This window comes from Schlesneria sphaerica, from assembly GCF_044336245.1.
Taxonomy (GTDB): Bacteria; Planctomycetota; Planctomycetia; order Planctomycetales; family Planctomycetaceae; genus Schlesneria; species Schlesneria sphaerica.
Genome location: NZ_CP172346.1, coordinates 3,671,642 through 3,686,631, shown reverse-complemented (window position 1 = coordinate 3,686,631; position 14,990 = coordinate 3,671,642). Strand labels below are relative to the sequence as shown.

Annotated in this window: 9 protein-coding genes; 5 read left to right on the top strand and 4 right to left on the bottom strand. The window is 57.2% G+C overall.

Features of this window, described 5'->3' with window-relative positions:
• Positions 1 to 198: 198 nt before the first annotated feature.
• Complete coding sequence (locus ACGY09_RS13400; RefSeq protein WP_397568118.1) at positions 199 to 2,709, top strand: ComEC/Rec2 family competence protein; 2,511 nt, start codon at positions 199 to 201, stop codon at positions 2,707 to 2,709.
• Between the two features lie 109 nt (positions 2,710 to 2,818).
• Here ACGY09_RS13400 and ACGY09_RS13395 read toward each other — a convergent pair whose 3' ends face one another.
• A complete protein-coding gene (locus ACGY09_RS13395; RefSeq protein ID WP_397568117.1) occupies positions 2,819 to 4,327 on the bottom strand; it encodes a DUF1501 domain-containing protein in 1,509 nt (502 codons plus the stop codon).
• A 400-nt stretch (positions 4,328 to 4,727) separates the two neighbouring features.
• The gene (locus ACGY09_RS13390; protein WP_397568116.1) at positions 4,728 to 7,253 is read right to left on the bottom strand and encodes a hypothetical protein; all 2,526 of its coding nucleotides are present in this window, start codon (positions 7,251 to 7,253) and stop codon (positions 4,728 to 4,730) included.
• Between the two features lie 474 nt (positions 7,254 to 7,727).
• Between ACGY09_RS13390 and ACGY09_RS13385 the strand changes: the two genes are divergently transcribed.
• The gene (locus ACGY09_RS13385; RefSeq protein WP_397568115.1) at positions 7,728 to 8,186 is read left to right on the top strand and encodes an SRPBCC family protein; all 459 of its coding nucleotides are present in this window, start codon (positions 7,728 to 7,730) and stop codon (positions 8,184 to 8,186) included.
• Between the two features lie 377 nt (positions 8,187 to 8,563).
• Here the strand turns inward: ACGY09_RS13385 and ACGY09_RS13380 are convergent, their stop codons facing one another.
• Positions 8,564 to 8,713 carry a PEP-CTERM sorting domain-containing protein gene (locus ACGY09_RS13380; RefSeq protein ID WP_397571877.1) on the bottom strand — a complete coding sequence of 50 codons (150 nt, stop codon included), beginning with the start codon at positions 8,711 to 8,713 and terminating at the stop codon, positions 8,564 to 8,566.
• Positions 8,714 to 8,772: 59 nt separating this feature from the next.
• On the opposite strand from ACGY09_RS13380, the gene ACGY09_RS13375 reads away from it, so the two are divergent.
• The gene (locus tag ACGY09_RS13375) at positions 8,773 to 9,945 is read left to right on the top strand and encodes an ISAs1 family transposase (protein WP_397568114.1); all 1,173 of its coding nucleotides are present in this window, start codon (positions 8,773 to 8,775) and stop codon (positions 9,943 to 9,945) included.
• On the opposite strand, the gene ACGY09_RS13370 is transcribed toward ACGY09_RS13375, so the two are convergent.
• Complete coding sequence (locus ACGY09_RS13370) at positions 9,925 to 10,770, bottom strand: hypothetical protein (RefSeq protein ID WP_397568113.1); 846 nt, start codon at positions 10,768 to 10,770, stop codon at positions 9,925 to 9,927. The two genes, ACGY09_RS13375 and ACGY09_RS13370, sit on opposite strands and share 21 nt — an antisense overlap.
• Before the next feature lie 1,451 nt (positions 10,771 to 12,221).
• On the opposite strand from ACGY09_RS13370, the gene ACGY09_RS13365 reads away from it, so the two are divergent.
• Together ACGY09_RS13365 and ACGY09_RS13360 are read left to right on the top strand one after the other, a co-directional pair.
• A complete protein-coding gene (locus ACGY09_RS13365) occupies positions 12,222 to 14,480 on the top strand; it encodes an ATP-binding protein (protein ID WP_397568112.1) in 2,259 nt (752 codons plus the stop codon).
• Positions 14,481 to 14,495: 15 nt separating this feature from the next.
• Entirely contained in the window at positions 14,496 to 14,960 is a 465-nt protein-coding gene (locus ACGY09_RS13360; protein WP_397568111.1) for a response regulator, read from the top strand.
• Positions 14,961 to 14,990 lie beyond the last annotated feature (30 nt).

Sequence of the window (14,990 nt, the reverse complement as noted above, 5' to 3'; positions counted from 1 at the left end):
TCACAAGCGACGATCTCCTCCCTCTCCCCAGCGCGGTTGCCCTTTGGCATGCGACGCGAGCATCCTCGCTCTGCTCTTCCCTGTGAGACAAAAAGTCGGCAGTATCTGGATCGCCTGCAGGGGTGTCGAGGTGCTCGATCAGGTCTTTCTTCAGGAGTTGACCCGCGTCCGTTCGGTGAGCCGACAAGAGGCATTCTGATGTCGCAAATCTTTGAACTGCCTGACAAACCGGCCGAGTCTCTGGAACGCCCGCGTGGTCCGGCGATCGTGATTGCTGTCACCGCCTCGCTCGGCATTCTGGCCGACCGTGCTTTTCCTTTGCCGCTCGACCTCTGGCTGGGGCTGACGTCCGCGTGTGCACTCTGCTGGCTCGGTCTGTATCGGGGGAGGTGTCGATGGCCTGCCGTGCTGATGCTCGTGCTGAGCTGGTTCTGTCTGGCCGCTGCCTGGCATCACTACCGATGGAACTGCCGGGCCGAGAATGACATTGCCAATTCCGCCACGAACGAACCGGCCGTGGCGTGTGTCGTGGGAAAGATCATTCAGGCCCCGTGGATTGTGCATCAACCCGCCTCCAATCTGACGAGTTGGCAGAACCCGGACCAGACGTGCTTTCTGCTGGAGTGTCGTTCGCTGGCCCTTAACGTCACCGATTCACTGACGGTATCGGGGACCCTGCGCGTCTCCGTGCAGGGAGCCATCACGACACTGGAACTGGGAGATCTCCTCAGAATGACGGGCAAGCTCGCACTGCCCCTCGAACCGTCCAATCCCGGTGACTTTGACCAGCGAAAATTTCTGCAGTCCCAGGGGGTGTTCAGCGTCTTCCGGACCGATCATGCGGATGGAGTCGAAGTCGTTGGTCGTGAACGCACCGTGTGGGACTGGCTGCTGGTTTTTCGAGGTGGCCTGCGAACGCGTGCCGAGACACTCATTGCCACATGGCTGACACCCGAAACGGCCCCCGTCGCCCAGGCAATGCTGCTAGGCAGTCGAGTTCAGATTGATGAAGAGACTCGTCGTGCCTTCCGGGAAAGCGGGATGCTGCACGTGCTGGCAATCTCGGGGATGAATGTCGGGCTGCTCTGGAGCTGGCTCTGGTCCCTCAGTCGCTGGCTGGGACGATCGGCAGCAACCTCCACATGGATTGTGCTCATCGCGCTTCCGGTCTACGCGATGGTGACCGATGCCAACCCGCCGATCGTTCGAGCCACCGTGGTCGCGGTGATCGTTGCGTTCGGCAAGCTGTTGGGGCGAAGCGGTTCCGTGGGCAATTCCCTGGCGCTGGCCGGGCTTTCGGTACTCGCCTGGAATCCGACCGATCTTTTCAATACCGGCGCCCAGCTTTCCTTCCTGGCGGTGTTTGCCATTCTGCACGCCATGCAGTGGCTCTCGCTGGTTCGGCAGCAGACCGAAGTCCTCAGTGAAGAGGCTCCGCTTCCAGAGTCGTACCTCACGGCGCTCGGAGGCAAGTTCCTGCGAGCGGCGATCGACGCGACGGTTGTGGGATTCGCTGTCTGGGGGCTGACATCACCCCTGATCGCGCGAGAATTCCATCTGGTCTCGCCCGTCGGTTCCCTGTTGACGGTGCTCCTGGTCTTGCCCATGACGATCATGTTCTGGGTCGGCTACTCGTTCCTGTTGTTAGGAGTCGTCTGGTCGAGTCTCTTCGGTTGGCTGGGGGTGATCTTTGATCAGTTCCTGCGTGGTTTCCTCTGGTCCGTTCACACGGGGGCTCGGATTGATGCCGGACACGTCTACGTCCCTTCCCCGCCGCTCTGGTGGCTGACCGGATTTTATGCACTGACACTGCTCCCGCTGGTCGTCATGAAACGATCACGCTGGGGGCCGGCACTCTCCGTGCGAGCCGGCTTGAGCTGGATTGTGATCGGCCTGACGTGGGAACTCGTCCGCCCTCCCGAACGGGGTGTCACCTGCACCTTTATTTCCGTGGGACATGGATTGAGCGTCCTGATCGAATGTCCGAATGGACGAACGGCACTCTACGACGCGGGAAGCATGGTCGGTGGAGCGTCCGTCGCGCGGACCATCTCACAGGCACTCTGGACCACCGGACGCTCGCGGCTGGACGCCATTATCGTCTCACACGCCGATGGAGATCACTGCAACGCGCTGCCGGAACTGAGTCGCATCGTGTCACCCGGAGGACTCTTCGTCCATCGTAGTTTTCTCGACTGGAGTCAGCCACCGGTCGCCGATGCGATCGAACAGACTTCTCGTTCCGGTGCATCCGTACGACTGCTGTCAGAAGGACAGTCTCTCGTTCTGGACCCCACGGTCAGCCTGAACGTCATCCACCCGCCCCGCGACTTTCGTTCATCGCAGGACAATCCCAATAGCATCATCCTGAGCGTCGAATACGCGGGGCGGCGAATTCTGTTAACGGGCGACCTCGAACTGGACGGGCTGGAACGGCTGTTGAGGTCACCACCGCTTCATGCGGACGTCATGCTGTCGCCCCATCATGGCAGCTTGAAAGCAAATCCGACGGACCTGGCGCGCTGGGCCACACCCGACTATCTGGTGATCAGTACCCCTGAGAGCGGCGCGGCTGACCGACTGACACAGCGCTATGGTCCAGAAACCCAGATCCTGACGACAGCCCGTCACGGTTCCATCCGCTTCCGCATCACTCCCGAAGGAGAGCTGGAAGTGGAAACGTTCAAGCAGACCAGACGGCATCGATGAAGTACCGGGGATCAGCGTAAGTAGGCCGAAAAGCTTCTCTGTGTCGAGATCTCACGTCGAAGGTGTCCCGGCGTCGGTCGCAAGCCTTCTCGCGTGGCGGTGGGGTCTGTCAGAACAATCCGGCGATCGGGGCACCCTCGAAGATATGCGTCGGCCGTTCCTGATCGTCATACCAGGCCGCCGTATCGGGAAGTCCCAAGGCAGAATAGATCGTGGCCGCCAGGTTTTCCGGCTTCTGCGCATCGTTGACCGGATAGGCCCCGATCTTGTCCGATGCACCGACGACGCGCCCCCCCTGCGTTCCACCTCCCGCAAAGAAGACCGACTGAACCGGGCCCCAGTGGTCACGCCCCGGCAGCTTGTAGTGCGCCGGCAGGTGCGTCACTTTCGGAGTTCGACCGAACTCTCCCGCCATCACGATCAAAGTCTCGTCCAGCAGACCACGATCCTGCAGATCATCCAGCAGGGCCGACAGTGATTTGTCCGTCGGCGGGAACAGATTGTCTTTCAGATGGGGGAAGGCCTCGCCGTGCGTGTCCCAAGTCTCGTTGTTCCCCAGGTTGACCTGAACGAGATTCACCCCCGCTTCGACCAGATTGCGGGCCATGATCAGAGACCAGCCGAATGAGTTCCGGCCGTAGCGGTCGAGCGTTTCGGGGCTCTCTTGGGTGACGTCCAGAATCTTTTTGACCTTGGGGTCGGTCAGCAGCGAAATGGCTCCTTGCCGCGAACGGTCGAAGGATTCCGAACCAGCGATGCGGTCAAGTTCCTTTCGCTGATTCTCGATCGACTCCAGCAGGCTCATTCGCCGGCCGAAGCGATCAAACGATAGCTCGGCAGGAAGGATCAGATCCGGAATCTGGAATTTGCGATCCTTCGAGAAGACTCCCGGTCGATTCTGATGGTCAAACGCCAGATCAGGATAGGCCCCGTAGCAGTACGGGTCGAACGGCGCTGCTTCGATGAACCAGGGGTCGCGATGACTTCCCATCAGGCCCCCGAACTGACCCGGAAGGACGCGGCGGGAATAATGTACCAGCCGTTCAGGAAGCACCGCTGCGGGAGGAAGATTGTTGCGGGGACGTGTGACCGAACGAGCGACTGCGGCAATCGAAGGCCAGTCTGTGCGTTTGGGGCCGTTCGGATCGAACCCGGGTGGCAGAATCGATTTGCCCGTCAGCATCATCAGATGCCCGGCGGTATGATCGTTCGTAGAGTGGGTGAGCGAACGACAGACCGACCACAGGTGGCTCCGTTGCGCCAGCAGCGGCAAGTGCTCGCAGATCTCCAGGCCCGGCGTCTGTGTGGCAATGGGTCGGAAGTCGCCCCGGATGTTATCAGGTGCCTCTGGCTTCATATCGAAGCTGTCGTGCTGTCCCAGTCCACCGGACAGAAAGATGTAAATCACCGACTTGGCCGTCTTTGGCGCGCGGTAAGTCGTGATGTCCGCAGCCTTCAGCGCCTCAACGTGGTTCATCCCCAGTCCGAGTAAACCAATTCCCCCGGCTTGCAGAGCGGCACGGCGACTGATCGAGGGATGAGAGAATGAGGGGTTCTGTGCAGGCATGTACTTCTCTCCACGCGGTGACTCACCGATCAACATCGATTGAATTGTCATATCGGATTAATCAGTCTGTCGCAATCAGAAACGTTTCCGCTTCAGCCACTTTCAGCCCACCAGATCCGCCGCAAACCGGGACGTTTCTGACGTTTGTAGGAGCTGGTTCGTTTTTGGGAAATTCCGGGAATTTCTGCTCGAATGCAGGCCCCGATGCCCGGGGGTTTCTCTCTTCCCCCCTCGGGGGAAGGCGACGAGTAGAGAGTCCCGCTTTCGGATGAGCGAAGTTCAGTCATCCGCGTCGAGAAATCCCGCTGCCGAACCGTCGAGCCGGTCTCATCGTGGCTGACCCGCAGCGGTCGCTCGTTCCCTTCCATTTTCACTTGATGAGGCACGCTGGCTTACAAGGTTGGCGTCAATGACCGAAGCCGCGCGTCGGAAGTCACTCCGACTCTTGCGATCAAATGCTTGTGGCCGGTTCCAGACGAATCGAATGATCGGCTGCGGCGATCAGTTCAGGGCTGTTGTCCGCCAGCACCACGGTGTGTCCGTTGGCGATCAGTTCGCGGAAGCAGGCGATTAACCGGACCACATCTCTGGGGTGCAATCCCGTCGTCGGTTCGTCACAGACGATCAGCGACGGTCCCTTGTTGGGCATCGCCAGTCGCGCCGCAAGCTTGAGCCGTTGTGCTTCACCCCCCGATAATGTTTCCGAGGGCTGTCCCAGGACGAGGTAGTCCAGGCCAATCTGTTTCAGCAACTGAAACCGATACTGGACCCGTGGTTGACTGCGGAAGAACGCCGCGGCATCCGAGACACTCATCGCCAGTACGTCTGCAATCGAACGTCCGCGATACTTGACCTCCCGGATCTCCCGCCGGTACCTCGTTCCCTGACATTCCGGGCAGGGCAATGTCACATCGGGCAGAAAGTTCATGTCCTGTTTCAGCAGGCCGCTCCCCAGGCAACTGCGGCAACGTCCTCCCTGAGCCGAATTGAAGCTGAAGCTCTGCGCGGTAAAGCCTTTCTGTTTGGCGTCCGCGGTCATGGCAAACGTCTGACGAATTTCATCAAAAACCTCCAGCCAGGTCGCCGGGTTGCTGCGCGATGATTTGGTTAAAGGAGATTGGTCGATCAAGACGGCATCGACCAGCTCGTCCCCCCCCTTCAGCTCGTACGAGTGATCGAGAGCTCCCGCCCCGGCAAGCCCCAGTCGACGACCGACGGCTGGAAACAAGAGCTGCGTGGTCAGTGAGGTCTTGCCACTTCCACCCGGTCCGGATACGACCGTGAGCCGCCGCAGCGGAAATTTGGCTTCCTTCAGTCTCAGATAGGGATGCTGGATTCGGGAGAGCCGTAGCGATCCTGACTTTGCGGAGGTTGGCTGGTGACCCGTGGAGTTCGGCTCCGTTGTGCCGGCGGTTGCGGGGCGTTCCTGGGGAGAACCCTGATAGACGATCGTTCCCCCACCCGGCCCGGCTGCCGGGCCCAGCTCGATGACATGGTCTGCCGCCTGCACGATCAAGGGAGAATGCTCGACAACGACGACGCTGTTCCGCAGCTCCTGCAGCCGACGAAGTGCGGCAATCATCCGCGGGATTTCTTCTTCGGCCAGTCCTGCGGAGAGTTCATCAATCACCATCAGCGTTCCGGTCACACCGGATCCGATTGTCGCCGCCAGCATCAAGCGCCGCGTCTCGCCACCCGACAAAGTGCTCGCGTCCCGGTTGAGCGTGACATATCCCATGCCCAACTGAATGACATCCCCCAGGCGACGAGTGATTTCTCGCCGGACCAGCAGCGTCGCTTGAGCCTCGACGGGACTGAGAGTCTCTCCCAGTCCTTCGATGACATTGATGAGTTCCGACGAAGAGAGCTGACACATGTCGGCAATCGATCGCCCGGCGACCTGCACTGCACGCGCTTCTTCTCGATACCGCGTCCCCAGGCACGCCGGACAGGGGGCCGGCGTCGGACCGTCCCCTGCCGTTCGTCCTGTACCTCGGCAGATGGTGCAGGACCCGGCAGAAAGATGGCTGAATAAACGAGGCTCGGTCGGTAGATAAAGTTTCCCGCAGGAGGTACACGTCAGACTGCGATGAAAGTGCCGCACGGTCCAGTTCCGGCCATCGACGATCTGGACTTCGCCGACTCTGGATTGCGCGTCGCTTTCCGGGAGAGACGTCTCAGACGAAGATGGATCAAGTGCAGATGGATCAGGGGAATTCTTTTCCGGACGGGATACTTCGGTCAGCAACACGCATTGTCCATTCCCTTCCCGATAAGCAACTTCCACGCTTTCCAGTAGCCGCTCTTCGGAAACCTTTCCCACGACGAGGCGATCGCTGATGATCCAGGGAGTCTCCGAGGCGGGCCAGGTTGAGTTTGCTCCCAGGTCCTGCGTGGCGCCACCCCAGATACCGCGAGCGAATCCGCGAGCCAGCCAGGCGGCTGGTGCCGGTCGACCTTGGATCTCGGGAAGAGCAAACCCCAGTTGGCAGCGCGTTCCGACAGGAAGTCCGAGGATCGTCCGGACGACGTCGAGCGTGGAATGGGATTTGACTTCGATCTGGCACTGCGGACAGAGGGTGTGACCCGCTCGGGAAAAGAGCATTCGCAGTCCGTCGAGCAGATCGGCAATAACGGCTACCGTCGTCCGGCTGTCAGCACGCTGACCCCGCGCGGAATCACTGCGAATCGCGATCGCCAGAGGAACATGAGCGATCCGGTCTGCGTCAGGCCGATCGATCCGTTCCAGATGCTGCCGTGCCGAGACCGAGAAGCTCTCGATATACCGCCGCTGTCCTTCGGCGAAGAGAGTGTCGAACGCCAGGCTGCTTTTCCCCGATCCGCTGACCCCCGACAGAACGACGAGTTTTCCGAGGGGAATATCGACATCAATGTTCTTCAAATTGTGAACCCGCACACCGCGCAGTTCCATCTGGCGCGTTGGGGTCTGAACATCCGGCAGCGTCGAAGCAGACATAGGTCGTAAACAGACTCTGAAGAAACAAGGGCGTCAGGCAACTGACGTCAGTGTCTCTGCATCCTCGAAAAAAAGCGACCGAACCCACCCCCTCGCAGCAACGGAGTCGGGAACGGAGCGATGGCGAAAATACAGCCCCGCGGGAAATGTCGTCATGACGCACCAGTAGCCATGCCCAAGTAGCCCTGACGCTCCGCGGCAGGAAAGCCGAATCGCCAATGCACTACAAATGCTCGCAGTCCCAAACAACCAAAACCCACCTGACTCTCCACTCCCCTCGATCCCCCAAAGCATAAGATCCCAGAAGGACCCACCCAATCCGTTCAAACTCCTGGCAAAAGTCAGTCCCCCTCCGTTCGACCAAAAAACGTTCTCAGAATTTCTTCGCGAGTGATCGAGTGATGTCGAATCCCCCCTCTCAGGTTCGACAAAATGACGTGCCGTCCTCCCACTCTCAAAAGGAAAACCATATCCATGGCGAATTCAAAAAACTCTGTGCGACTGCATCGCGTCCTGCGTGCTCCGGCAGAACGCGTCTACAAAGCTTTTCTCGATCCCGACGCTCTGTGCCGCTGGCTCCCACCCTATGGCTATTTAGGAAAGATCGACCGGATCGATCCTAAAGTAGGAGGTGGCTACCACATGTCGTTCACTAATTTCAGTACCGGCCACAGTCATTCGTTTCAGAGCAACTTCCTGGAACTCGTTCCCAGCGAACGAATCCGGATTGCCGACAAATTCGACGATCCGGGGTTTGCCTCTGGGATGACAAAAACCATTACGCTCCGGGAAGTCAGTTGCGGCACGGAGATCGAAGTCCTGCATGACGGACTTCCGTCTGCCATCCCCGCCGAAATGTGCTATCTCGGCTGGCAGGAATCCCTCCTTCAGCTCGCCTGCCTCGTCGAACCGGAGATTCCGGGCGGTCAATAGGCCTGAATGAGGCTTTCAGGATCGTCATTCAGAAGTGATCCGGATCATGCGTCGGGCGGTCGTGCGGCCGCCTATTGAAGCGATACCCCTAGAACCGGACTCTGGTCATGGCGGATCGATCTCGGTGGAATCGCACTGCACCAGCAACGCAAGCAGACATCCGATGCGCGCCGCACGAGATGTCCGCTTACAAATGAACCCCCCTCATTCCAAAGATGGAGTGCGTATGCGACCCCGACCCTGGCGTGACGGCTTCCTGTGAGCTGCCTCCCTGTCAGCTGAGCCAAGGATCAGTCATATTTAGGTGGGGGGCGACGCAGTTCGCTAGCTCGTCCAATCAGACTGACTCAGGTCGGGACCGTACTGTTGGCTGAAGCTCACGCAATGGATTGCCGCCTGCGCCACGAGGCTACAGTAAGCATTGTTCCGCCCAGTCCCGCGATGGCCAGCGTGGATGGTTCAGGCAGGGCCAGCGCGCACTCGGCGGTAAATAGGTAAGATGGGGTAACTTGCGCCAGGGGCTTCATCATCATACCTTGATGCGATTGTTTGCGACAAGAAGCGAGCTGTGGCATTGAGGTGGATCATGGCGAAGAAAGACTCTGGTGGCGTTCGTCTGAGCTTGGAGGAAATCATTCCGTATTTCGCGGAACTCGAGGATCCTCGTTCTTCCATCAATCAGAAGCATCCCCTCGTGAGTGTCATTGTGATCTCCATCATGGCCGTGCTGGGTGGTTGCAGTGGCCCTACGGGAATCGCGGAATGGGCAGAACTGAAGAAAGACTTTCTGCTGGGGTTGCTCGACTTGCCTCAGGGAATTCCTCGCAAGGATGTCTTTCGTCGAGTGCTGATGTCGTTGAACCCCGGCGCCTTTCAGGCGTGCTTCACGCAATGGCTGGAGGCCTTACGGGCCGCAGCGGCGGAGGTTCTGGATCATGATCAATTGCTGCTGGCGATTGACGGGAAAACATTACGCCGCAGCCATGACCGGAAGAAGGGGTTGGGGGCTCTGCATTCTGTCAGCATCTGGGCCAGCGAAATGGGCTTGAGCCTTGGGCAAGTCGCGACTGACGAGAAATCCAATGAAATCACGGCGATTCCCGAGGTTTTGAAACTCGTCGATCTGCGAGGCGCGATCATTACGATCGACGCCATGGGAACCCAGACAGCGATCGCCAAACAGATCATTGAGGCGAAGGCCGACTATGTTCTCGCTCTGAAAGGGAATCAAGGATCCTTGTACCAGGCAGCGACGGATTATCTCGAAGAACAGATGCAAACGGATTTCGCCGATGTGGACGCTCGTCGGCACACAACAACGGAGACCGGACATGGTCGCACCGAGACACGCACCTATGTGCAACTCCCCATTCCAGATGTCCTTGCGGGTGCTGATCGCTGGGCGTCACTGAAGACGTTAGGGGCGGTCATCTCGATGGTCGATCGTGGAGGCAAGGAAACCGTCGACATCCGGTATTTTATCAGTAGCCTCCCCTTGGGAGTGAAGTGCTTTGCCAAGGCCGTTCGCAGTCATTGGTCGATTGAAAACAGTTGCCACTGGACCTTGGATGTCACGTATCGAGAAGACGAGTCCCGCATCCGAGAAAAGCAACTTCGGGAGAACATGGCGTGGCTCAACCGACATACTCTTTCGCTGCTCAAGCAACAGCAAAACAAGAAAAGCGTCGCCATGAACCGCAGAAGATGTGGCTGGGATGATAACGTGATGCTCAAAACACTAATGGGAATCAAGAGTTAGTACGCGCTGGCCCTGATGGTTCAGGTACTGCTCGGATCGTAAGGAATAGAGACCTGCACCCAGGTCCTCGTCGTTGGCAGCAACGACAAGCCCGGCTGCTGTATGAATCGGATAGAGGGCCGAACGGCCATAGTTTTGCGTGAACTGGAGATTGTCTGGAAGAGGTAAGGGAATTGGTTCGCTGAGGTTGCCATTAAACGTCAGCCAGTGCGTAATTCCATTAATGCTCACGCTCAATGGTGGATCCCAGCTAAAATGCTCGATGATCAGATTCCCGTCCACGAACATGAGATTATCTGATCCGTCGATGAAGATATTCACCACCGTCTCTGTGCCCACGGGCTGAAACACATAACCTGGGATTCCTTCAAACTCCATTCTCCCCGGCATTGCAGCGTCCCCTTTGACGTACATCCAATCCGTGGTGTTGGCCTGGGGCTGGTCATAAAAGGCGAAGGTGTAGGCGTCTCCACCGTTAGGGTTATCGGCAATTGCGAGCGAATATCCATTCACATTCTGTACGGCGTAGCCCCCATCACGTCCCGTTGTTTTCTCGATCCAGAAGTCTCCTGAAATAGGGACGGAAATCGGTTGCGACGTATTTCCGTTCCATGAGAGCGGGTAAGCGACGCCATCAACCGTCAGATTGGTCGGAAAGGACCACGATAAATGTTCCACTACCAGCTGACCATCACGGATGTGGATCTCGTCTCGACCGTCAGAGAACAGTGAAACCGTATGTATTGGTCCAGCAAGTCCGGTCTGTTGCGGAACGACCATTAGCACTGCGGCGCAACAGATCAGAAAACGAACGAACGACGGCATGGAAACTCCTGTCTGGAAGGTTAGCCACCCAAAAACAGGCGACGATAAATAACTCGTCTCGATACGAGTTTCCAGTAATCGACGCAGAATTCAGCAACAATCCTAATTGATGAACGCACCGGACATATTTCGCTACTGAGGATCAATCGACCTTAAAAGCCTGTTGAAGAACCCGTCATCCCCGTCGCTGGGCGGACAAACTTGTCGAGCAGCACAGAGCGGTGACAAACAGCCGCCGTCGGCTGAACCGAGTGAAGTTAAAGCGGCTGTAGCGTATTCGCAGCGAGAAGGTGGAGCGGAGCTTCGCCCATGGCTGTCGGACCTGGGGATCTCAAAGGAGATGGCTGCGAGGCCTGACCAATATCAACAAGTGCTATGTAGTGGTGGCCGTCACCCGGAATCTGCAGTCCTGATGCTCAACCTGTTCGGCACGGGTAAACCGAGGAGGTTGCTCACGGCCCGGTCCGCCTCGGCGGCATCATTCGAGTCTATCGCTCGCGCAAAATCCCTCTCTGGAACGATTAAAGTCGGCTGTTTCCTTTGAGAGCTGCTTTACCTGCGTTGCGAATCAGTCCGGAGCCATCTTCCTCCAACGCGAAAATCAACTCAGCAATCCTGGATTGATGGGTCTTCAGCAGGCGGTAGGGCGCCAATGCCACGAGAATTTCTTGCTTACTGACAGGTCATCAATCTCGATCGAAGGTATTACGACAGGGCAACAAGTCTGTGGCCTGCTGCAAAGGAGCAGTCGTCCTGCGGTCGTCCGCCTGAACAGAAGTCCGAATGAGGTTAAGACGTGTCAGGTCCTTAAGGGACTGAGAAATGTACTTCAGGGAGCAATCTGGCGCGATTTTTGCGTGACATTCGTGCCGTTTCGAGAGGACTCTTTTAACCAGTAGTGGAATGCGGAATTTTGCGATGGTGCTCAAGGACATCAACGAGAAATTCCGGGCGTGCAAACGGAGAGCTCAGAGGTCGACCCAAAGGTTAACTGCCTGGTGCGGTGAGCTGATCAACTTTAAACCCGACTGCGGGACCCAGTTGCATTTTGGAAGATCAACGAACGTCGGTCGGCCACGCTTATTGAAATCGTTCAGCAATCGCATACACTTTTGTGTCAATTACATTTGCATTCTCGTTGATTCCATGTGCCAGCAGCAATTCTCCTTGTTCCGCATCGTCCCTCTAGCGCAACGCGTGTTACCCGCGCTCTCCGTGATTTTCGCACTCGATAACGCAAATCTGGAGAAAAGACTCTGTGACCGAGCTGGTTTGAGCAGCAATTTTCTCTCACAGCTGCGAAAACAGGCGAGAGGTTTCTGCGAAAAAATGGGAACGACCATCAACTTCTCGACCAGATTTGACATTGACGCACCGATGGTGGAACCCCTGCTTCGGGTAAACGCATTCCTTTGGATCAAGGAGTGGGTGGCGTGATGAAAGGAATCAGAGTGTCAGAAAATTCACCTCTGATAGAGCCGCAGCTCTCGGACTGTGAACGTGAACTAATCCGTGTCCCTGGAAGCATTCAACCGCACGGCGTCCTGCTGGCTTTGTCCGTGCCGGATCACCGAATTCTCCAGGCGAGCGAAAGCACTCTTCACCTACTGGGAAAACCCGCTGCCGAATTACTCCGTCGGCCGCTCAGTGATGCGATCGGAAACGCCTCCGCTGCTCAGCTTTCCTCAGGACTCGAATCTGCACCCGCGGGAACCCGCCCCGCACTTTTGCGGACGTTGTCCATTGTGACTGAAGGTCGCGAGAGGATGTTTCACGCACTGGCACATCGTGCAGATGGGGTAATCGTTCTCGAACTGGAGCTTTCCCTCGCTGACGATGTTGAAGTGCACCACACCCCTCAGAATTACTCGTTCATCGACGCGTTTACATTACGCGCGGAAGCGGCATGTTCCATCGATGAGTTGAGTCGGCTCACGTGCGAGGAGGTGCGACACTTGACCGACTTTGATCGTGCGCTCATTTATCGATTCGACGAGGAATGGAATGGTACGGTCATCGGCGAAGATGGAAGCGGGAGACTCCCCTCCTACTTGCATCATCGTTTTCCGGCCTCTGACATTCCCGCTCAGGCCCGAGAGCTCTACCGATTGAATCGTCTGCGCCTGATTCCGGATGCAAACTATCGACCTGTTCCCATCACGCCAGCATTGAACCCTATCACTGGCCGGACACTCGATCTGAGTTTTTCGGCACTGCGCAGTGTGTCTCCAGTTCATGTCGAGTACATGAAACACATGGAAACGGCCGCATCCATGTCTGTATCGATCCTCCGGGACGGTCGACTGTGGGGGCTAATTTCATGTCATCATCGCGAGCCAAAGTCGGTTTCCTTTCCGGTTCGCAGTACTTGCGACCTCATCGCGCGGGTATTCTCACTGAGGCTCTCAGCGTTGGAGCACTCCGATGAGTTTCAACGTCGAATCGAGGTTCGACACGTGTTCGCGAATCTCCTGGGGGCGATGGCGGATCGCGGTGATTTTGCACGCGCACTCGCCGAGCGTTCGCCTGACTTGTTGAAGTTTGTGAACGCCAGTGGTGCTGCAGTTCTGACCGACGGCGAGTGTCTCCTTTCTGGTGAGACGCCGAGCGAAGAACAGGTTCGCGAAATCGCAAGTTGGCTTTTCCAGAATGGGGGCAGGGAAGTTTTTCACACTGATAAGCTCGCGAGCGTCTATTCACCTGCACTCCATTTTAAGGACAAGGCAAGCGGCCTGATCGCGATTGCTGTTTCGAAACTACACCCGAGCTATGTCATCTGGTTCCGGCCGGAAGTAATCCAGACGATCCAATGGGGCGGAGACCCGACAAAACCCGCCGAGACGAACGGCGAGCAAATCAGACTTCATCCCCGCCGCTCGTTTGACACTTGGCGAGAGACGGTACGCGACCGCTCCATTTCCTGGCATCCGAGCGAGATTGAAGGGGCCGTTGAGCTTAGAAACGCGATCGTTGGCACAGTGCTCCGCAAAGCAGAAGAACTCGCCGAACTAAACGAAGAACTACTTCGTTCTAATAGCGAGCTTGAGGCGTTCTCGTACTCTGTCAGCCATGATCTCCGCGCACCCCTGCGGCACATCGTCGGCTACGCCGAAATGCTGCGTGAATCGAAGTCAGCTCAACACTCTGAAAAAGATCAACGCTGCATCAGTACGATCATCGAATCAAGTGAGTACGCCGGAAAATTGGTTGACAAACTACTCGGTTATTCGCGGCTCGGTCGTGCGGAGTTACAGCGGTCATGGGTCAACATGAACGCGCTGGTGGGCGAAATTCAGAATGACGTCATGCGGGATGCCGAGAGCCGAGCCATACAATGGAAACTGTCCGATTTGCCGGCGGTCTCGGCTGATTTGCCAATGCTGCGCATGGCAGTGAGGGACCTGCTTTCGAACGCGGTAAAATATACACGGAACTGCGATAACGCGGTCATTCAAGTCGGCTGTTCGGAGGAGCACGGGGAGTTTGTCTTTTTTGTCAAAGACAACGGAGTTGGCTTCGACATGGCTTACAAAGACAAGCTGTTCGGCGTTTTTCAGCGCCTCCACAAATGGGAAGACTACGAAGGGACTGGCATCGGCCTTGCCAATGTCCGACGGGTGATCGAACGTCACGGTGGCCGCACATGGGGGGAGGGAGAAGAAAACAAGGGAGCGACCTTTTACTTCACTCTGCCGAAACCATCGAACTAACTAGTGGAATTAGCGATGCTCAAGCCGATCTTACTCGTCGAAGACAATCCCAAAGACTTGGAACTTGCGCTTCTCGCTCTCGAAAAAAGCAACCTCGCCAACGAGGTCATTACGGTTCGCGATGGTGCTGAAGCCCTCGACTACCTGTTCCGTCGCGGTGCGTACAGCGACCGAGTCCTGGGAAATCCAGCAGTCGTTTTGCTGGACCTCAAGCTACCGAAGGTCGACGGCATCCAGGTTCTTGAGGCCGTGAAGTCCGAGCCATCTCTGCAAGCGGTACCTGTCGTGATGCTGACGACCTCCCGTGAAGAGAAAGACTTACTGAGGAGTTATCAACTTGGAGTGAACGCCTATGTCGTCAAGCCGGTTGCATTCAAGGAGTTCATCGACGCGATTCAGGAATTGGGCGTGTTCTGGGCAGTCCTCAACGAACCGCCACCCGGCTCGTTGAAACCTTCGCAACGCATGACATTTGACTGAACGACTGCCCCCGAGAGACGAGCAAGTGCG

Bases quoted from the DNA above. Each gene is read 5' to 3' on its own strand.
- ACGY09_RS13390 (WP_397568116.1), bottom strand. From the start codon at position 7,253: ATGTCTGCTTCGACGCTGCCGGATGTTCAGACCCCAACGCGCCAGATG.
- ACGY09_RS13375 (WP_397568114.1), top strand. From the start codon at position 8,773: ATGGCGAAGAAAGACTCTGGTGGCGTTCGTCTGAGCTTGGAGGAAATC.
- ACGY09_RS13360 (WP_397568111.1), top strand. From the start codon at position 14,496: ATGCTCAAGCCGATCTTACTCGTCGAAGACAATCCCAAAGACTTGGAA.
- ACGY09_RS13385 (WP_397568115.1), top strand. From the start codon at position 7,728: ATGGCGAATTCAAAAAACTCTGTGCGACTGCATCGCGTCCTGCGTGCT.
- ACGY09_RS13380 (WP_397571877.1), bottom strand. From the start codon at position 8,713: ATGAAGCCCCTGGCGCAAGTTACCCCATCTTACCTATTTACCGCCGAG.
- ACGY09_RS13370 (WP_397568113.1), bottom strand. From the start codon at position 10,770: ATGCCGTCGTTCGTTCGTTTTCTGATCTGTTGCGCCGCAGTGCTAATG.
- ACGY09_RS13400 (WP_397568118.1), top strand. From the start codon at position 199: ATGTCGCAAATCTTTGAACTGCCTGACAAACCGGCCGAGTCTCTGGAA.
- ACGY09_RS13395 (WP_397568117.1), bottom strand. From the start codon at position 4,327: ATGACAATTCAATCGATGTTGATCGGTGAGTCACCGCGTGGAGAGAAG.